The following is a 20076-nucleotide window of genomic DNA, read 5'->3' on the forward strand; positions in this document are numbered from 1 at the left end:
CTGTTCTACCCTATATGTGGCAACAGGAGGGGATAGGAGTGGCATACGCATTATCCGGTTTGAGACGTAGCGAGATCACCGCGCGCTTGCGTGAGACGACTTTTGATCTGCTGGTCATCGGGGGAGGAATTACCGGTGCAGGGATTGCCTTGGATGCGGCTGCACGCGGCATGAAAACGGCGCTTGTGGAGATGCAGGACTTCGCTGCCGGCACCTCCAGCCGGTCGACCAAACTGGTGCATGGCGGTCTTCGTTATCTGAAGCAGTTGGAAATCAAGATGGTGGCAGAAGTAGGGCGGGAACGGGCGATTGTCTATGAGAACGGCCCGCACGTGACTACCCCGGAGTGGATGTTGCTGCCGATTTACCGTGGGGGGACGTTTGGCAGGTTTAGTACTTCGCTCGGATTGTGGCTGTACGATTATCTCGCTGCTGTCAAAGGAAGCGAGCGACGAAAGATGCTGTCCGCACGGGAGACGTTAGAAAAAGAACCGCTGCTCAAAAGAGAAGGATTGCTCGGCGGCGGTTACTATGTGGAATATCGGACCGACGATGCCCGTCTCACGATCGAGGTGCTGAAGGCGGCAGCAGCTCAGGGAGCGGCGGCTCTCAACTACACAAAAGTAGAAGATTTTCGCTATGAGCAAGGGCGCCTGATCGGGGTTACGGTGCTCGACCAATTGAATGGGGAGACTTACCCAATCTACGCCAAAAAGATTGTGAATGCTGCTGGTCCATGGGTAGACAGTTTGCGTGAGAAAGACAATTCCAAGCACGGAAAAACGCTTCAACTGTCAAAAGGCATTCATTTGGTGATTGACCAACATCGTTTTCCGCTGGGGCAAGCTGTCTATTTCGACACGCCAGACGGTCGTATGGTCTTTGCGATCCCGCGGGACGGCAAGACCTATGTTGGCACGACCGATACGTTTTATGACGGTGACACGGCTCATCCGCGGATGACGGCCGCCGACCGTGACTACGTGATCGAGGCGATCAACTTTATGTTCCCTGATATCAAGATCACGGCGACCGACGTGGAATCAAGCTGGAGTGGTGTGCGTCCCTTGATCTATGAAGCAGGGAAAACGGCGTCCGAGATATCGCGCAAGGATGAAATCTGGCAGTCCAAATCGGGTTTGATTACCATAGCTGGCGGCAAGTTGACCGGGTATCGAAAGATGGCGGAGACGGTCGTCGATCTGGTCGCAGCAGGACTGCAGCGAGAGGGGCAGGGTCCATTTGAACGGTGTCGAACCAAAAACTTGCCAATCTCCGGTGGTGACGTCGGTGGGGCGGACAACTTGCCCTTGTTCATGGAAGCGATGATCGTCAAGGGAGAAAAGGTGGGGCTCACCACGGAACAAGCGGCGATGCTGGCTGGTCGGTACGGGTCCAATGTGGAGCGGCTGTACAAGATCATTGCAGGCAGTGGGCGGGAAGCTGCAGCCTGCGGGCTGCCCGCAGATCTTTTTGCGATGCTGGAGTATGCGATCACGGCGGAAATGGTCGCTAAACCGACCGACTTCTTTGTCAGGAGAACGGGCGCTCTGTTTTTCGATATCGATTTCGTGAGAACCTGGAAAGTGGCGGTATTAGCCTATATGGCCAAGAGGTTGGGCTGGACGAAGCAGCAGGCAGACAGCTACGCAGCGGAGTTGGAGACACACCTGCGAGACGCCGTTGTGCCAGAGGACGAGTAGAGTGGAGAATCAAGCGGGCCAATGCCTCTTAAACGATGATGAGATCATCATTCAATGATGATGCAATGAGGATGGTATGAGCATCCCATATTGCTCTGCTCACATGATGATGGTTGATCAGATGAAAAAGTGGATCTTCCCTAGCGATAACGCCAGGAGAAGATCCACTTCATTTCGCCTACATCCCTTCTTTCCGCTGCTCACTGTAGCTGGCGATCAGGAGCAGAGCGGGTTCCTCCCCGATGTTCTTCACCAGATGGGGCACACACGATTTCCAGGAGAACGTGTCTCCCTCCTCCAGTACGACCATATCCTCACCCTGCTGCGCCAGCAGCCTGCCTCTCAGCACCAGATGGCATTCCTCGCCATCGTGTGCATGCGGCTCTTCTTTTTCCGGATAACCGACCGGGATTTCAATCATCATCAGGCGGAGGCCTCCTTCATCGGCAAGATGCTCTACCTTGAGATCCTCGCGAAACAGACTGGTTTGACGCTCGTCCTTTCGCACCACACGCATTCTCTCTTCTTTGGCCAACACGAGATAAGCGAGCGGAACATTCAAGTATTTGGCAATCGTATCAAGTGTAGAGATAGAAGGGGAGGTTTTGTTGTTTTCCACCTGACTCATGAATCCCTTCGATAAACCCGTTCCTTCACAGAGCTGGGCGATGGTAATACCTTTTCGTTTTCGAATGGTGCGTATTGTTGTCCCGATGTCCATTGTTTGTTCTCTCCATTCGTTTCATAGAAGCAAACTTTATTTTATATTAACAAAAAAGAACTTGACTTTCCAGAGACGCCCGTGATATTTTTATTTGAAAATAGAAATTAAAGATCTGTATTAGAAAACCTGAAGCGGGAAGGTAGGCGATATCAGGGGAAAAGGGGAAGCAAAAAGAGCGTTGCTACCGTTGTCTGAGGACCAAGGTAGGTGCTGATTTTTTTTTGCATATGAGTTTTGCGATATGAATATTAATTTGATATAAAAGAAAGGATGGTATCATATGACAAAAGAACAAGCTGCCAGCACGATTGTGCGAGTGGTATTGGGCATTATCTTCTTTGCCCACGGTCTTGACAAGTTCAACAATGGATTGGAGAATATCGCCGGTTGGTTTGCCAGCATCGGGCTACCCGGATTCGTCGCCTATCTGGTAGCGATTATCGAACTGGTGGGAGGAATTGCTTTGATCATCGGGCTAGGCACCCGTTATGTTTCGATCCTGACAGCGATCATCATGCTGGGCGCGATCGGAAAGGTGAAGCTGGCCAACGGATTGCTTGGCGGTGGTCAGGGGGCAGGGTTTGAATTGGATCTGGCTCTTTTGGCCATGTCCGTCTATCTCGCGCTGACCGATACAAAAGCGTTGTCCGTCGATCAGCTGTTCCAACGTTCTAAAACAACGGCCGCCTGACCGGTCTATGCCGGCACAGGCGCACTCAGATTAAGCACTTGCACGTCTTTCCAACATGTGTACGCATCTCAGACAGAAGGAGGGAAAAACAGATGATGCCCACGCTGTTTATCAGCCACGGTGCGCCCAGCTTGGCCATGGAGCGGAACGCTTACACCGATTTTCTCCAGGATCTGGGGATGCACATCGGAAAACCCGATGCTATCGTCCTGTTCTCCGCTCACTGGGAGAGCGATCTCCTGTCATTTACCTATACTGACCAGACCTATGAGACGATCTACGATTTTTACGGTTTTCCAGATCAGCTCTACCAGATGACTTATCCGGCACAAGGCTCAACGCAGGTCGCTTCCCTTGTAGAAAAGCAGTTTGCGGCACAGGGGATTCCCACCGTGCGCGATGAGCAGAGGGGACTGGACCACGGAGCGTGGGTGATTTTGCATCATCTGTTTCCACAGGCTGAGATCCCGGTTGTGGCCGTGTCGATAAACCCCGGGCTGCCTCCTCAGGAACAGTATAAGATCGGTCAAGCTCTCGGGTCGCTGGGGCAGCAGAACATCCTGGTGATCGGCAGCGGGGCCGTTACGCACAATCTCCGTCTGTTGGATTGGTCGGCGGCAGAACCGGTTGATTGGGCCGTTGCCTTTGACGACTGGATCGTCGACCATGTGCAAACATGGGATCTTGATTCTTTGTTTGCTTATCGAGACCTGGCTCCGTATGCCAGGCAGGCTGTCCCTCGCAACGAACACTTTGATCCGCTGTTCATCGCGATGGGGGCCGCCGACGAGCGGCAGCAGGCGCAACTCCTGCACCGCAGCTATCAGTATGGGTCGTTAAGTATGATCGCTTTTCGGTTTGGTTGATCATCGTGGTGGTGAGAAGAACTCACCACCACTTCGTATTTCTAGCTGTATGCACTGGTTTAAGCATAATGGAGGAGCAAATTCTGCGATTGCCGACGAATCGTCTCCACGAACTCCTGTGGTTCAATCACTTTGGCAGCGGTGCCCAACTGTAAAAAATAGCTGGAAACAAACGGCAGTTCACTCTCATCAATCTCTGTATCAATATAGCCATGTTCCTGGTTAACCAGTACGACATGCGGTTCTAACCAAGGCTGGCTGCGGCATTGTCGCACCCCTTCTCTCGTCAGTTCCACATATAACCGGATGGGGGTTTTGGGCGTTTGTTTTGTACGGCTATCCAACCAGTCGCTTAGATTGATAGGAACGTCGTGGGTTGTCCGGGTATTCTCCAACGACAAAATCCGGTCTGTCCGAAACAGTCTGATTTCATCGTGGACCAGATCAAAAGCAGGCATATACCAGAAGCCATCGTAGGCGTACACGCCGATGGGCACTACTTCTCTAGCTGTATTTTCCGATTTCGATAGATATTCGATCTTTAGTATCTGTTGGTGGAGAGCAGCATCGATGATTTCTTGCAAAAAGGGAGACGGGGCGCTTCTTTTTTGATTCCAGAATGATAAAACGGAATCAAGGCGTTCTACTTTTCTTTTTGCGTCATCGGGGAGGCTTGCAGCTTTCTGGAGACTGAGTTGATGTTGATGGCAAAAGGAAGCGATTGATAGTATTTGAGTGATTGAAAGGCAAAGAAAATGGCAAATGCTTCGGTTTCATCAAACGTAATCGGCGGCAATAATCGGTTGTTCAATATCCGGTAACCGCCGTTGCGCCCTGGTTCGGTATAAAGGGGAACGCCCATTTCTGTCAATTCCATGAGATATCGGTGCGCCGTTCTGACGGAAACTCCTAATTCAGATGCTACATCTTGTGCCGTAAATCTCCGCTTCGCATTTACATACATGATGAGGTCAAATAAAAATTTTGCTTTGGACATGTCCATCCTCCTCTACCATACCAAAACCATGACAAGTATTGTCATGATTTTGGTATATAGTATTTTTTGCAGGTTGGCAAGAGGAGGAGAGTGACGATGAGGCAAGATGATTTTATCCGCGTGATCGGAGCAAGGGAAAAAAACCTGAAAGGGCTCCATCTAACTATTCCCAAAAAGCAGATTACGGTCTTTGCTGGCGTTTCCGGTTCCGGAAAATCGGCGCTCGTATTTGATACGATCGCGGCGGAATCACAGCGCCAGTTGAACGAAACCTATTCCAGCTTTATCCGCAATCGGCTGCCTCATTACGGACAGCCGGAGGTAGATGCGATTGAAAAGCTACCGGTGGCCATTGTCATCAATCAAAAGCGAATCGGCGGCAACAGAAGATCGACTGTGGGAACTGTGACAGACATCTATGCTTTGCTGCGGCGGCTGTTTTCCCGTTTTGGAACTCCCTTTGTCGGTTATTCGGATGTATTCTCATTTAACAACCCGCAAGGCATGTGTCCGGAGTGTGAGGGCTTGGGAACAGCGAAGACGATCCATGTAGACCGACTGATTGACAAAGAGAAATCGTTGAATGAGGGTGCCATTCTGTTCCCCACTTTTCGGCCTGGGGAGGTTAGATGGAAACGGTATGTCTGTACCGGCCTGTTCGACAATGATAAAAAACTGCGGGATTATACAGAGGATGAATGGGATACGCTGCTGTATAAAACGGGATTCAAGCCACCGAACCCGACAAAGGACTGGCCGCCGACTTCGCTGTATGAAGGGGTTGTGCCAAGAATCAAACGCACGTTTTTGGATAAGGATTCAAGAGATTCCGTGCGGTATAAAGAAGCAATCGATTTCGTCGTCACCGAAGCTGCTTGTTCTTTGTGCGGCGGTGGCAGATTGAATCAAACTGTGCTGGCGTGCACCATAAACGGCAAAAACATTGCAGAATGTGGCAGAATGCAGATTAGCGACTTGATCCAGTTTATCCAGACAATCCGCGAGCCAGCAGCATACATCATTACAGAAGCGATTACAAAGCGGCTGACACATTTGATATCCATTGGATTGGGTTATGTCAGCCTGAATCGGGAAACAACCAGCCTGTCAGGCGGCGAATCACAGAGGATCAAGATGGTGCGTCAGCTTGGAAACAGCTTGACTGATCTGCTCTATATCTTTGATGAACCGAGTATTGGACTCCATCCCCACGATGTCAGCAGAATCAACCGGTTGCTGCAGGAACTAAGGGATAAGGGAAACACGGTTCTGATCGTGGACCATGACCCTGACGTGATTCAAATAGCTGATCGCATCGTGGAAATGGGGCCGCAAGCCGGTACAATGGGCGGAGAGATCGTATATGAAGGAGATTTCCAAGGTTTGTTGTCTGCGAATACATTGACATCCAGATGTCTCAAGCGCAAGCCCAGATTCAAAGAAGCGCTTAGAAAAGCGGACGGTTGGCTTACGATTAAACAAGCCAGCATGCATAATCTACAGGATATCAGCGTTCGTATTCCCAAAGGGGTGATGACCGCCGTTACCGGTGTGGCAGGATCAGGGAAGAGTACGCTGGTCCATCATGTGCTTCCCACATACTTTCCCGAAGCGATCTTCATTGATCAGGAAGCAATCAGGGCTTCCAATCGTTCCAATATTGCTACCTATACGGGAATCTTTGATGAGATAAGAGGCCTGTTTGCGAAGGAAAACCATGTGAATGCTTCGCTTTTCAGCTTTAACTCACAGGGAGCGTGCCCAACATGCAAGGGTTTGGGGATGATTTACACCGAATTCGCTTTTATGGATACCGTTGCTACCGTCTGTGAAGGGTGTCAGGGAAATCGGTTCACGGAAAACGTGCTCTCGTATCGTATTCGTGGAAAAAACATCAGCGAAATCCTTGCCATGACCGTCGATGAGGCGTTGGGATTTTTCCAAGAAGAAGAAATGAAGCTTGTACTCAACAGACTAAAGGACGTAGGCATCCATTATCTGTCGTTAGGTCAGCCCCTCAGCACTTTATCGGGTGGGGAGTTGCAGCGGGTAAAGCTGGCAACGGAGCTGGGGGCGAGCGGGAATCTCTACGTGTTGGACGAGCCGACCACGGGATTGCACCTGGCAGATGTAGAACAATTGGTTCGTATATTGGATCGTCTGGTTGATCAGGGCAGCACCTTGATCGTGATTGAGCATAATCTGGATGTGATCTGCCAGGCTGACTGGATCATCGACTTAGGCCCCGGAGCAGGACAGGATGGGGGCAGGGTGATGTTTGAAGGAATCCCGAAAGATATCATACATTGCGAAGCTTCCATTACCGGGAAATACTTAAAGGAAGCAGTTTCTTCATAGAGCCGCCATGGATTCAAGCTGGACCCTTGTAGCGGGATTCTGAAAGCGAATTCAAAATATTCATTGACAGTCAAAATCAAGCTTGGTATACTCTTTAAAAAGTTGACCGAAACCACATATACTCTATACGGTTAGGCGGAGAAAATGGAGACAACCCTTACCCGTAAACACTTTTTCCTCTATGAGAGAGGTGTGTTTATCGTGGAAGGGTTTTTCTGTTTTTTTCTTGTCAGGTCAGCTATTTACAAAAAAAAGAGAAATCGCAGGGAGGAGAAAGAAAAATGCAATGGAAAAAGTGGGTCACTGCTGCTCTTAGCACTGCCTTGTTGACGTCTGTTGTGATGACGGGCTGCTCGTCTTCCGAGGGGACCGGGGAGACCGGCAGTGCAGGGGGCGGCGAAGCAAAATCAGAAGGATACGGTGATGTCGCTTTCTACTCTCCAGAGACACCTGACATGACCAAGGAAATCGGTCTTAATTTTGAAAAGGCTTTCACTGGTTCAACCGTCAATGTTCAATACGGTGGAACAAACGTCATCGTCAACCGGCTGATTGCAGAAAAAGACAATCCGATGGGTGACGTATGGTACGGCGGAGGCGGGTTCCTGCCGTTTGAATCAGCCAAGTCGAAAGGAATCATTACATCATATACACCGGAAATCGCCAAAGACTGGCCGGTTTCCCAAAATGGCATCCAGATCCGCGACAAGGACTGGAAATGGGTAGGCGCAGAAGTATTTGTACTCGGCTTCATCTATAACACGGATCTGGTAAAACCGGAAGATCTGCCGAAGACCTGGGATGATCTGCTCGATCCAAAATGGAAAGGCAAAATCCAGATGTCCAACCCGGCCGCATCGGGTACGGCTACGCTCACTGTGCTCAGCCAGTTGATGCGACTGGGCGAAGAGCCAGGATGGGAGTACTTCACCAAGCTGGTTGATCAGGTGAGCGCACTGCCTGACTCCGGTTCCGCGCCATCCAAAGCAGTAGCCAAAGGGGAAGCACATATTGGGATCGCGTTTGACTTCATGGCGTATGAGATGAAAGCAAAAGGAGAAAAAGTAGACTTCATCGTGCCGGAAAAAACGCCGATCATCGTCAACCCGGTATCGCTCGTCGCTGACGGCCCCAATCCGGAAGGCGGCAAGGCGCTGATTGACTATCTGCTATCCAAAGAAGGACAGCAGACTCTGGCCAACTGGTACCACATCCCGATCTCCAAAGAAGTAGAATCGAAAACGCCGCTTACCCTAGAAAAAGTAATGCCGCATGCACAGGAATTGGACGTCCAGTGGGTGGTCGACAACTACGATCGCATCCGCAACGAGTGGCGCCAGAAGTTCCAATAAAAAAGGAGGCTCTTCCGTGGGTTCAGTCAAGATCGAACATCTCAGCAAAGAATTTAACGGCGTGAAAGCACTGGAAGATGTCAACCTGGAGATACGGGAGGGCGAGTTCTTCGCCCTCCTCGGTCCTTCCGGGTGTGGCAAGACGACAACCATGCGCTGCATCGCCGGTTTTGAAACCCCTACATCCGGCAAAATCTACATCGGCGATCGTGACGTCAGCCACGTACCTGCAAATCAACGCAACTGCGGAATGGTCTTTCAGAGCTACGCTTTGTTTCCCCATCTGACCGTCTTTGAAAACGTCGCCTATAGTCTGAATGTTCGCCGCTTTTACCAAGGTGGACTGGGTACGAAGGCGGCGGTGTTGGCCAATCTGCTCAACCGGAAACTGGGGCGGGTCAACAAGGAGATCGAGACAAAGGTACGCGATTCTCTTGACTTCGTCGAACTGGGTCACCTCGCTGACCGACTGCCAGGCCAGCTCTCAGGCGGCCAGCAGCAGCGGGTCGCGCTAGCGCGGGCCCTGGTCATGGAACCGGCCGTGCTGTTGATGGATGAACCGCTGTCCAACCTGGACAAAAAACTGCGCAACGTGATGCGCGTTACGATTCGTGAGATTCAGCAAAAAGTAGGCATCACCACAATCTTCGTCACGCACGACCAGGAAGAAGCGATGAGTATGGCCGACCGAGTCGCTGTCATGCACGGGGGAGAATTGGTGCAGGTGGATACGCCAACCGCTTTGTACAGCAATCCCATTTCTCCGTTTGTCGCCGATTTCGTCGGTTCGTCCAACCTGTTCGGCGCTGCTGTCAAAGAGAACGGCAGCGGAGATGGCGGGACTGTTCTGTTGTTGGAAGGCAGCCAGGTGCTCCGCTCCGCTTACACGGCCAAAAAGAACGACGTGCAAGTGATGATCCGCCCTGAGAGCATCACTCTGTTGACGGAGCATCAGCAGCCGACGAGTCAAAACGTGCTGGAGGGTACGGTTGAATTGGCAACGTACCTGGGGCCGATCATTCGCTACGATGTAAATGTGGGCTCACTCAAGTTTGAAGTGGATATCACATTTGACAGCAATCCGCTGCTGACACCGGGAACCAAGGTGAGAATGGAGATTGATCCGGAACGTGTGGTGATTCTATGAGCCAGACGGTTTCCACACCACCGCAGTCTCCCAACTCGAAAGAGGCAAAGAAAAGCCGGTTTTCTCTTAACGGGTTTGCCCTGCTAAAGTGGATCATTTATCTATTCTTTTTCACGTTCTTGCTCGTTCCGCTGTTTTCCATTCTGCTGGTTAGTATAACCGGCCAGCCGATGAATATCTTCGGCAGTTTCGTCAACCCGAAGATTCTCAGTTCGACACTGGAAAAGCTGTCGCAGTTTTCATTTGACGCTTATACGTCCTTGTTTAAACCAGACAGCAACTATTTTTCAGCCTTGATCAACAGCTTGGAGCTGGCTACGGGGGTAGCCGTGCTGGTGACGATCTTCGTTTTGCCGATCGCCTACGCGTTTGCACGGACTACGATGCCGTTTAAAACATTCTTTGCGGCGCTGTGTACGATTCCGTTGGTCGTACCGACGTTTATCTCGTCCTACGCTTTTACCCTGATGTTCGGGAAAACCGGCTGGGTAAACCACATCTATCGCGCGTTTGGAGGAGAAGGAGTTCTGTTTGACGTCCAATCGATGCTGGGCATCGTGTTGGTGCAGGTGTTCTTTTTCTTCCCCTACGCCTTGTGGCCGATGGTGGCTGCCTTCAAGATCAGCGATCTCACCTTGGAGGAAGCGTCGCAAAACCTGGGGGCGCAGAGTTGGTACACGTTTTTGCGCGTCACTTTGCCGCTGGCAATGCCAGGGATTATCTCCAGCATGCTGCTGATCTTTACGGTCAGCTTCTCGGATTTCGGTACGCCGATCATTTTGGCGCCGAAGGATCTGAACCTGATTGTCGTTGAGGCATACCGGGAGATCGCAGGCTTTTTCAACTGGGCCGGATCTGCCGTCCTGACTGTAATCATGCTGCTGGTGGCGGGGTTCTTCTTTTGGCTGCAGCGTCTGGTGATCCGCGGCAAGGAGTACGGTACGATCTCAGGCAAACCAACCAAACAGAAGCTGAACGATCACAAAGGCGTGGTCTCCTCGCTGACTGTGTATACGTTCCTGTTACTGCTGGTGCCGCTATTGGCCATCGGATCGGTCTTTCTCTCATCGCTCGCTACGACCTGGGGTCATCATGCGCTGCCGGATGGCTATACGCTGGAGCACTACCTGACGATTTTCAGCACCTCGTCCAAAAACATCGTCAACAGTCTGATTCTAGCCGGTGGAGCGCTAGTGCTGAGTGTCGTGATTGCCACGTTTGTTTCTTATTTCGTCGTGCGCCGCGGTTCAGGCGGGCTTGATTTCGTATCGTCCATCCCGCTGATCGTGCCGGGGATTGCTCTCGGGATTGCGCTGATCCAGACCTTTAACACGGCTCCGCTCCATTTGACGGGAACGGCGCTGCTGTTGATCATTGCCTATACGATCAGACGGATGCCGTACATGATCCGTTCGACGATGAGCTCGATGATGGCAATTCGCAAAGATATTGAAGAGGCAGCGATTAGCCTAGGCGCTTCCAATCTGTTTGCCGCGATCACCGTGATTGGCCCGCTGCTGCTGCCGGGTATTGCCGCTGGGGCGATCCTGGTTTTCGTCACCGTTATCAAAGAGACCAGTATCTCGATCCTGATGGCGCCGACAGATTGGGCACCGATGAGTTTGGCCGTGTTCCAAAATCTGCTCCGCGGGGAGTACTATACCGCATCGGCAATGGCGATCTTGATCATCGTGATTGTCATCCTGCTGCAGTATTTCGCTAAAAAAATAACCAAAGACCAACTGTACTAACGTAGAAGTGGAGCGGTGTATGATGAAAGGATTCATCTTTGATCTGGACGGCACTGTTTATCTTGGTGACCGCCTGATCCCCGGCGCGGCGGAAGCGATCCAAGCGCTGCGGGAGAGGGGAGACAAGGTCGTTTTTCTCTCGAACAAACCGATTGCCACACGAGAGTCGTATGCGCAAAAACTGACCAAAATGGGGATCCCGACCCATATAGACGATGTCCTCAATTCGTCCATGATCGTGGCCAGATATCTGAAACAGCAGATCAAGCCGGGAGAGTCGGTCATGGTGATCGGAGAAGAACCGATTCGCGAAGAACTGCATAGCTACGGCATTACGATCAGCAGTGATCCGCGTCAGGTGGCGTATGTCGTCTTGTCGTGGGATCGGCAGTTCACGTACGACAAGCTGAACGATCTCTACCAGGCGGCGATCAACGGAGCTCTCGTGATCGCCTCCAATCCGGACCGCACATGTCCGTTGGAGGATGGACAAATCCCTGACACAGGGGCGCTGATCGGAGCATTGGAGGGGGCTACCGGCAAACCGATCGAACTGGTTGTCGGCAAGCCATCCCCGATAGCCGCCGAGGTGGCGGTTCAGCATCTCGGCCTTGACTACGCCGACTGCTATATGGTTGGGGATCGGCTGGAGACGGATATCAAGATGGGGAATGATACCGGCATGAATTCCGTTCTCGTCCTGACCGGGATTAGTACGAGGGAGATGGCGGAAGCCAGTTTGTACAAACCGCGCTACATCATTGACAGTATAAAAGAGATCGTCCAGCTCTGACGAGAATGTTATAATATAGGGCAACAAACATCCGTGGAGGTAGGTTGGATGTACCCTATTGTGGATTTGGTGGAGCATCAGACGATTGCTGCCGTACAATCGGAGCAGGATCTGGATGACGCTCTTGCCGGCCAGGTCAACATCATCTTTTTGTTGACCGGCTCCATTTTTAACATCAAAGAGCTGGTGGAGAAAATTAAAGCTGCGGGGAAACAGGTGTTTCTGCACATGGAGTTTATTGAGGGCATTGCCGCTGACAAGAGCGGGGTGACCTATGTAGCCAGAAACATCGCTCCGACAGGCATAATCTCGACGCGAAGCAACTTGATCCGCGTCGCCAAAGAGATGAATCTGATGGCGATACAGCGGATCTTCCTGATCGACCGGAATGCAGTGGTGAAGGGGATCAAAGTGGTGGAACAGAGCCAGCCGGATGCGGTGGAAGTAATGCCTGGCGTGATGCCGCGCGTGATCCGGGAGATGACCAATCTCACACCGCTGCCCATCATCGCTGGAGGGCTGGTCGGTACCCAGGCCGAGATAGATGACGCGCTAGCGGCCGGGGCATTGGCCGTTTCTGTCGGGACAAAAGAGCTATGGGCATAACAACTGCATAAACAGTCGGAAAGGGACAGAGATGAGGAGAAAACCCCTTTGGAAAAGCGCAGCTTGATTGAGACAAGCTGCCGTTTCCATTGGGGTTTTTTCGTTTGGATAGGAACCAATAGCAGGGAAACGTACTTTTGGCTTGATCAGGAAGAGACGGTTTCCCGCAGCAAGAGGAGGACTACGGTGAAACGACAATTTTCAATGCAGAGCCGGACGGCCATTCTGGAGGAGATGGCGTCAGAAGAGCTGGATCTGATCGTCATCGGCGGCGGAATTACCGGGGCCGGAATTGCTTTGGACGCCAGTATGCGGGGTCTGCGCGTGGGGCTGTTGGAAAAAAGCGATTTTGGATCTGGCACGAGCAGCCGCTCCACCAAACTGATCCATGGCGGCCTCCGTTACCTGAAGCAGGGAGAAGTAAAGCTGGTGCAGGAAGTAGGCAGGGAGCGGGCCATTCTCTATCAGAATGCCCCGCATATCGTGACGGCCGCGCCGATGCTGCTGCCCATCTACAAGGGAGGCACATACGGTTACCTGGCTTCGTCGGTGGGCCTCTACGTATACGACTGGCTTGCTGGCGTAGAGCGAAAAGAGCGGCGGAAAATGCTGGGCAGAGATGAAACGCGGCGGCAGGAACCGTTGCTGAAAACGGATGGGTTGAAAGGATCGGGGCTGTATTACGAATACCGGACTGACGATGCACGGCTCACCCTCGACCTGATGAAAACCGCTGTACAGCAAGGAGCAAACGTGGTCAATTATGCTGAGGTGAAAGAGTTTCTCTATCGTTCTGGTCAGGTAAACGGTGTGCAGGTCGAAGATCGCAGAACCGGCAAAACCTATCAGTTGTACGCCAAGCAGATTGTCAATGCGGCCGGCCCATGGGTGGATAAACTGCGCGAACAAGACGGTTCGCTCCAGGGCAAACGCTTGTTTTTGACCAAAGGGGTGCACTTGGTTGTCGACTACGACCGTCTGCCGGTCAAACAGTCCGCCTATTTTGACACACCTGATGGCCGGATGGTCTTCGTCATTCCACGCGGCCAGATTACCTACATCGGTACAACGGATACAGCGTATGATCTGTCGATCGATACGCCTCGCACCACAGAAGAAGACCGTGACTATCTGCTGCGGGCGGTTAATGCGATGTTCCCGTCCGTGGCACTGACAAAAGAAGATGTGCGTTCTCACTGGGCAGGCTTGCGTCCGCTGATCTACGAGGAAGGGAAGGGCCCCTCTGAGTTGTCTCGTAAGGATGAGATCTTTATCTCCGACTCGGGATTGATCACCATTGCCGGCGGGAAGCTGACCGGCTTTCGGAAAATGGCGGAGAAAGTGGTCAATCTGGTAGCGGGCAACTTGAGCCGCACCGATGGCCGCAGCTATCCCCCCTGCTCAACGGATCAGATCGTCATCAGCGGCGGGGAACGGAGGGGACATGCTTCCTATGAGGACTGCAAGAAAGAATTGTTTCAAACCGGTACGGCCAAAGGCATCGATCCGCTGACCGTGACGGAGTGGATCGAGACGTATGGGACCAATACGCTGCACATCTATGAACGTTTTGACACGCTGTCGGAACAGAATCCACTACGATCTAACCAGGAACGTGCACTGCAAGCTCAACTGATGTACGCACTGGAGGAAGAGATGACGGTAACGGCGGCCGACTTTTTACGCCTGCGGACGGGATGGACCTATTTTCGCCTGGAGAAGGCAGAGAGTAAAAAAGAGCAGGTACTGGCGCTGATGGCTGAATGGGCCGGTTGGGACCAGACGGAGCTAGAGAAGCAGCGGCAGGAGGTAGAGCGGCTGCTGCGGACGATCCATCACTTGCCTGCAAGCGACCAAGCGGTAGAAGAACAGCCGGAAGAAGAAACAACTTGCACGGTCTAGCCCGTACAAGAACCAGACGTTTTGAGGCTGCAGCTTTGTTGATGACACCTAGAAAAAGCACCGGGCTGGTGCTTTTTCTGGTTTCCGCTTCGTAGATCCGCAGCAGGCATGGGACGCTTCGACTAGAAAAAGCGGCGGCATGTACAGTACCGCCCCGCTAACCGTGGAAGGGTGAAACGCATGAGATGGACGGTACGAAAACGGTTGTACGCAGGTTTTTTGGTCATTCTCGCGATGATGGCGACGGTGTGTTGGATTGGCTTGGAGAAAATGGCCGTAATCAACCAACGGGCAGAGCAGATCAACGTCAACTGGCTGCCGAAAGTAGACTTGATTCATCAGGTTAAGTATCAGACCGAACATGCGCTGACACTGGAGTTGAAATACATATTGTCAGAAGATCGGCAAAAAGAGTTTATCGGCCAGGAAGTGAACGAGGCACTGGAGCAGATCGAACAATTATTTGCTGCCTATGAAAAGAATTCGCTTGGGGAAGAGGAGCAAAAGAATTTTGCTTCCTTAAAAAAGTCATGGGCCAATTACCGGGAGTTGTACCAATCGATCATCGACTCGGGGCAGCTTGATGAGGCACGTATCGCAGAACTGCTGAGGGAGGCTGACACTGCGTTCCGGGTGATGAGCGGTTATCTGGACAACCTGGTTGCGATCAATAGTGAAGGAGCGGAACAGGCGACTGCCTCCGCCAAACACATCTTTGTGTCGGCACAGCAAGAAACGCTATGGTTTTTGGGAGGTGCCTTGATTGCCAGTTTGCTGATTGCCTTGGGGTTGGCCCGTACGATCGTCAATCCGTTGAAAAGCATAACGGCAAACGTGAAGCAGGTCGCTGCAGGTGACTTGACTGTAGTCCCGCCCTCCTTCCGCTTTCGTGATGAGATCCGCGACCTCGGGGCGGACTTTCAGCAGATGAGTGAACAACTCCGGGCGATCGTGAGTGATGTAAACAGATCGGCAACCAAGGTAGCGGCATCCTCGCAGGAACTGTCAGCTGGAGCGGAACAAACGTCGACGGCCAACCAGCAAGTAAGCGAGATCATTCAAGAGATTGCCGCCGGTGCAGAACAGGTGGCAGACGGTTCAGAGGCAAGCACTGGTGCCATACAGGCGGTCTCGGGTGGAATCGAACGGATGGCTGAGGCATCGGGCTCTGTCATGCAGGCAACTCAAGCGGCACGTCTGGAGGCCGTTCAAGGCAACGAATCGATCACTCAGGCGGTCGGTCAGATGAGAGGGGTCAACCAGGCGATTGGCTCGTTTGCCTCCCTGATCGAACGGCTGGACGAACGCTCACAGGAGATCGGCGAAATTGTCGGGATGATCGGCAGCATCGCTGCCATGACCAATCTGCTGTCGCTCAATGCGGCGATTGAGGCCGCACGAGCAGGAGAAAGCGGCCGGGGCTTTGCGGTAGTGGCCGACGAAGTGCGAAGTCTTGCCGAGCAGTCAGAACAATCCGCCGACCGCATCGCCCAATTGATTCGTGACGTCCAGACGGATACGGCACAAGCGGTAAAGGCGATTCAGTCGATTACCGGTGAAGTGCAGCAGGGAACGGACGACGTGGCTGCCGCAGGTGACGCATTTGAACGGATTCTGGCCGCGATGGAGGAGATGAGCAGGCAGATGGAGCAGATTCATGCCGTCTCAGCCGACTTGCGTGCTGATTCGCGAGAGGTGACCGAGACGGTCCAGGCATTTGCCGAAATCGCCGCCGACACATCTGAGCAGACACAAAACGTCGCGGCGGCCACTGAGCAGCAGGCCGCAGCCATGCAGGAGATGGCCAACTCGGCGGAACTGCTTCACCAACTGTCTGAAGAGTTAAAAGAAGTGGTGGGGCGGTTCCGTTATTAAAAAACGATAGGGATGAAACAGGGATGCCCTGCACGTCAAGGCATCCCTGTTCCTTTTCTATTAGACAAGTTTTCCGTAGCGATAGATTCGTTTTTCGTGCTGACAGATATGGTTTTCCGTAGCGATGGATTAGTTTTCCGCGCTGACGGTATCTTGTCTGATTCGCTTGATCAACGGGTGCAGCAGTTTCTTCAGCCAGACCACGAGATCATCCAGTAGGGTGTACACAACCGGGATGACAATCAATGTCAGCAGGGTGGAGAAAATCAAGCCGCCAACGACCACGGTCGCCATCGGTGCCTGGCTTTCTGCCCCTTCTCCCCAGCCTAGCGCCAGCGGAAACAGGGCCAGCGATGTGGTTAAGGTGGTCATAATGATCGGACGCAGTCGAATCGGCCCGGCGGTCAGAATCGCCTTTGTACGGTCTGCCCCCTGCTTTCTCAACATATTGGTAAAGTCAATCAGCACGATCGCATTACGGACGACGATACCCGCCAGCAAAACAACTCCAATCAGCGCAGGGACACTGATGGTACGTCCGCTCACCCATAGGCTGAACAGTGCTCCCGTAAAGGAGAGGGGGACCGACAAGATGATCGACAGGGGATGGACGATCGATTCGAATTGGGCGGCAAGGATCATGTAGACGAGCGCTACAGCCAATCCGAAGGCAAAGATCAATCCGCTAAACGACTCTGCCATCTGTGCGTCCTGCCCTTGCTTCTCCACCACGTATCCCGCTGGAAGGGGGAAGGAGGCGATCACCTGATCAAGCTGTTCGCTGACGCTTCCCAGATCGTAGTCCGGTGCCAACATCGCTGTCACGTTTACCACTTTTGCCGAATTGTACCGCTGGATCGTTTGCGGTCCGACTCCCATGGTGACAGTTGCCACATCTTTTACCTGCACTCTTTCCCCTTTCGAGGTAACCAGCGTCAGGTTCTGTATATCCTCCAGATCAGATATCTGACCGCTCTCGAACTTGAGGGTGACATCGATCTCTGTCCCGCCGCTTTCCAACTGCGTGGCCACCTGGCCGTCCAGCCATTCTCTCAGGAGCGTCGGAATTGTCGATTGTTCGATCCCTAAGTCCGCTGCTTTTTTGCGGTCGAGGGAGATGTGGACCTCGCTGCTGGTCTCCTCCAGTGAGGTATCCGCTTCCCGGATGCCCTCCACTTGACTGATCTGTGCAGCCAGGCTTTCTGCAAGCTCTTTCAGCATCTGATCATCATTGCCGCGTAGAGCGTAGGAGATCGGTGTAGCGCCGCCCATGCCTCCCACACGTCCGCCGCTAAAACCGCCTCCTAGTCCGGGCATCGTATTGCTGCTTGCTTCACTGATGCGGATGCGGGCACCAGGGAAGATATTAAGCACAGTGCGCAGTTCTTCTACGACTTCCGCCGTGCTCCGCTCCCGTTCGGACAAATCTTTGAGGCGCAGGGTGAAAGCCCCGGTATTTGCGGAACTGCCTCCGAACCCGGCACCTGTTCCACTGCGACTGCCTACACTGGAAAAGATCGTCTCTACCTCAGGGAATTGTTCAATCAACTGGTAAGCCTTTTCCACTGTTTCGCGCGTCGTCTCCAGCTGCGTGTCTGACGGCAGCTGGATGGAAACGTTGATCTCGCCCTGATCTGTAGTCGGCATGTACTCGGAGCCGATGAACGGAACCAGACTAAATCCGCCTGTCATGGCCAGGATCGCAATCACGACTACCGATTTCCGATGGTGCAAAGCCCAGTTGAGCATCTTTTGATAAAACAGCACCCATCCCGCTTCTTGACTCAGCTCACGCACAACGGGTGTACGCTTCGCCTGTCCCTTTTGCCGGGTGGAGATCCAGCGAGAGGCGAGCATAGGGGTCAGGGTGAGCGAAACGATCAGCGAAACGAGCAGGGAGAAGGAGACCGTCACAGCCATGTCGCGGAACAACTGAGAGGTCACCCCTTCGACAAACACGATCGGCAGAAATACGGCGACCGTCGTCAAAGTGGCTGCGATGACCGGCATCGCCACTTCTTTTGTCCCTCGGAAAGCGGCTTCCCGGCTGCTTAGCCCACTCTCCTTGTTGCGATAGATGTTCTCCAGTACGACGATGGCGTCGTCCACAATCATTCCCACCCCGAGGGTTAGACCGCCCAGACTCATGATGTTGATCGACATGTCGGTGAAGTACATCAGGACAAAGGTGCTGATGATCGAAATCGGGATCACCATGCTGATGATAAACGTATTTTTAACACTCTTCAGGAAAAAGAGGATGATAAACATCGCCAGGATCCCGCCGATGTAGGTGTCGTGAACCAACGTGTCGATCGATTGGCGGATAAAGGACGATTGATCGGAAATCGTCTCCACTTGAATATCATTTGTAAAGGAAGCTTTGACCTGATCCAATTCCTCATTGATCGCATCGACGAGGGCAACTGTGTTGGTTCCCGACTGTTTTTGTACGGTTACAGAGACGGTGGGGACACCGTTCAGCTTGCTTTCCACTGTCACTTCCTGGTAGCCGTCCCGAATCACGGCGATGTCTTGCAGATTGACATAGCCGTCCTGGAGCGGGATCGATATCTCCCGGATATCCTGCACAGATGAGAACTTACCGATGGAGCGTACCAGATAGGAGGAAGAGCCTTCGGTCACGTTTCCGGCGGAAGCGTTCGTGTTTTCGCTGCTTAACTGCCGGGAGATGTCTGACATCGTCAAGCCGTATTGTTCCAGTCGGTATGGATCAACGAGGATTTCAATCTCCCGCTCCAGTCCTCCGGAAACGGTGACGGAGGCTACACCCTCAATCTTCTCCAATGAGGGGACGACCGATTGTTCGACCAGTGCCTTTAGCTGTGCCGCATCCATTTCAGATGAGACGGCGAATGTGAGCACAGGGGAGCTGTTTGGGTCGTAGTTGGCTACCGTTGGTGTATCAACATCGTCTGGAAGGCTGCGTTTCGCCCGTTCCAGTTTCTGCTGCATCTCGGCGATCACTTCATCCATATCCGTTCCGTAATCGAATTCTGCCATCACCATGGATGAGCCTTCACGTGAGGTGGAGCGGAGCGATTTGAGCCCGGCGACGGTAGATATGGCATTCTCCACTGGCTTGGTGATCAGATTTTCGATCTCCTCTGGTCCTACGCCGCTGTAGGAGGTGATGACGGCAGCCGTCGGGATCTCAATATCGGGGTAGAGATCGATGGGAATGCGGGTCAGCGAAATGATGCCCAAGATGATGACGATCAGGACGCCCATCATGACGGTTACCGGTCTCTCGATGGAATGCTTGGATATTTTCATATCAGATCACCTCC

15 protein-coding genes are annotated in these 20076 nt (G+C 52.6%); 11 read left to right on the forward strand and 4 right to left on the reverse strand.

The genetic code is table 11. From position 1 onward, the window contains the following. Positions 1 to 14 precede the first annotated feature (14 nt). Positions 15 to 1703, forward strand: a complete 1689-nt coding sequence (locus LOK74_RS23110) for a glycerol-3-phosphate dehydrogenase/oxidase (protein ID WP_420908807.1) — start codon at positions 15 to 17, stop codon at positions 1701 to 1703. 178 nt (positions 1704 to 1881) lie between these two features. Here the strand turns inward: LOK74_RS23110 and LOK74_RS23115 are convergent, their stop codons facing one another. Then, complete coding sequence (locus LOK74_RS23115; protein ID WP_230044350.1) at positions 1882 to 2424, reverse strand: helix-turn-helix domain-containing protein; 543 nt, start codon at positions 2422 to 2424, stop codon at positions 1882 to 1884. 283 nt (positions 2425 to 2707) lie between these two features. On the opposite strand from LOK74_RS23115, the gene LOK74_RS23120 reads away from it, so the two are divergent. Together LOK74_RS23120 and LOK74_RS23125 are read left to right on the forward strand one after the other, a co-directional pair. Continuing rightward, the gene (locus tag LOK74_RS23120) at positions 2708 to 3118 is read left to right on the forward strand and encodes a DoxX family protein (protein ID WP_230044351.1); all 411 of its coding nucleotides are present in this window, start codon (positions 2708 to 2710) and stop codon (positions 3116 to 3118) included. Between the two features lie 92 nt (positions 3119 to 3210). Then, on the forward strand, positions 3211 to 3984 hold the full coding sequence (locus LOK74_RS23125; RefSeq protein WP_230044352.1) for a dioxygenase family protein: 774 nt from the start codon (positions 3211 to 3213) through the stop codon (positions 3982 to 3984). A 59-nt stretch (positions 3985 to 4043) separates the two neighbouring features. Here the strand turns inward: LOK74_RS23125 and LOK74_RS24310 are convergent, their stop codons facing one another. Beyond that, positions 4044 to 4568, reverse strand: coding sequence for a WYL domain-containing protein (locus tag LOK74_RS24310; protein WP_338148630.1), 525 nt, complete (start codon positions 4566 to 4568; stop codon positions 4044 to 4046). 59 nt (positions 4569 to 4627) lie between these two features. After that, positions 4628 to 4981, reverse strand: coding sequence for a helix-turn-helix transcriptional regulator (locus LOK74_RS24315; protein ID WP_338148631.1), 354 nt, complete (start codon positions 4979 to 4981; stop codon positions 4628 to 4630). Positions 4982 to 5077: 96 nt separating this feature from the next. Here LOK74_RS24315 and LOK74_RS23135 point away from each other — a divergent pair, with 96 nt between their 5' ends. The 8 genes from LOK74_RS23135 (at position 5078) to LOK74_RS23170 (ending at position 16765) form a co-directional block, all read left to right on the forward strand. After that, on the forward strand, positions 5078 to 7339 hold the full coding sequence (locus LOK74_RS23135) for an ATP-binding cassette domain-containing protein (protein WP_230044353.1): 2262 nt from the start codon (positions 5078 to 5080) through the stop codon (positions 7337 to 7339). 281 nt (positions 7340 to 7620) lie between these two features. Then, positions 7621 to 8691, forward strand: a complete 1071-nt coding sequence (locus LOK74_RS23140) for an extracellular solute-binding protein (protein ID WP_230044354.1) — start codon at positions 7621 to 7623, stop codon at positions 8689 to 8691. 16 nt (positions 8692 to 8707) lie between these two features. Further along, complete coding sequence (locus LOK74_RS23145; RefSeq protein WP_230044355.1) at positions 8708 to 9838, forward strand: ABC transporter ATP-binding protein; 1131 nt, start codon at positions 8708 to 8710, stop codon at positions 9836 to 9838. Next, the gene (locus LOK74_RS23150) at positions 9835 to 11589 is read left to right on the forward strand and encodes an ABC transporter permease (RefSeq protein ID WP_230044356.1); all 1755 of its coding nucleotides are present in this window, start codon (positions 9835 to 9837) and stop codon (positions 11587 to 11589) included. Before LOK74_RS23145 ends, LOK74_RS23150 begins: the two co-directional genes overlap by 4 nt. Before the next feature lie 22 nt (positions 11590 to 11611). Next, the gene (locus tag LOK74_RS23155; RefSeq protein WP_230047106.1) at positions 11612 to 12382 is read left to right on the forward strand and encodes an HAD-IIA family hydrolase; all 771 of its coding nucleotides are present in this window, start codon (positions 11612 to 11614) and stop codon (positions 12380 to 12382) included. 48 nt (positions 12383 to 12430) lie between these two features. Continuing rightward, positions 12431 to 12988 carry a glycerol-3-phosphate responsive antiterminator gene (locus tag LOK74_RS23160; protein ID WP_230044357.1) on the forward strand — a complete coding sequence of 186 codons (558 nt, stop codon included), beginning with the start codon at positions 12431 to 12433 and terminating at the stop codon, positions 12986 to 12988. Between the two features lie 204 nt (positions 12989 to 13192). Beyond that, entirely contained in the window at positions 13193 to 14890 is a 1698-nt protein-coding gene (locus LOK74_RS23165) for a glycerol-3-phosphate dehydrogenase/oxidase (RefSeq protein WP_230047107.1), read from the forward strand. 180 nt (positions 14891 to 15070) lie between these two features. Continuing rightward, the gene (locus LOK74_RS23170; protein ID WP_230044358.1) at positions 15071 to 16765 is read left to right on the forward strand and encodes a methyl-accepting chemotaxis protein; all 1695 of its coding nucleotides are present in this window, start codon (positions 15071 to 15073) and stop codon (positions 16763 to 16765) included. A 129-nt stretch (positions 16766 to 16894) separates the two neighbouring features. Here LOK74_RS23170 and LOK74_RS23175 read toward each other — a convergent pair whose 3' ends face one another. Further along, the gene (locus LOK74_RS23175) at positions 16895 to 20062 is read right to left on the reverse strand and encodes an efflux RND transporter permease subunit (protein ID WP_230044359.1); all 3168 of its coding nucleotides are present in this window, start codon (positions 20060 to 20062) and stop codon (positions 16895 to 16897) included. Between the last annotated feature and the right edge of the window lie 14 nt (positions 20063 to 20076).

The organism is Brevibacillus humidisoli, assembly GCF_020923435.1.
GTDB classification, from domain to species: domain Bacteria; phylum Bacillota; class Bacilli; order Brevibacillales; family Brevibacillaceae; genus Brevibacillus_E; species Brevibacillus_E humidisoli.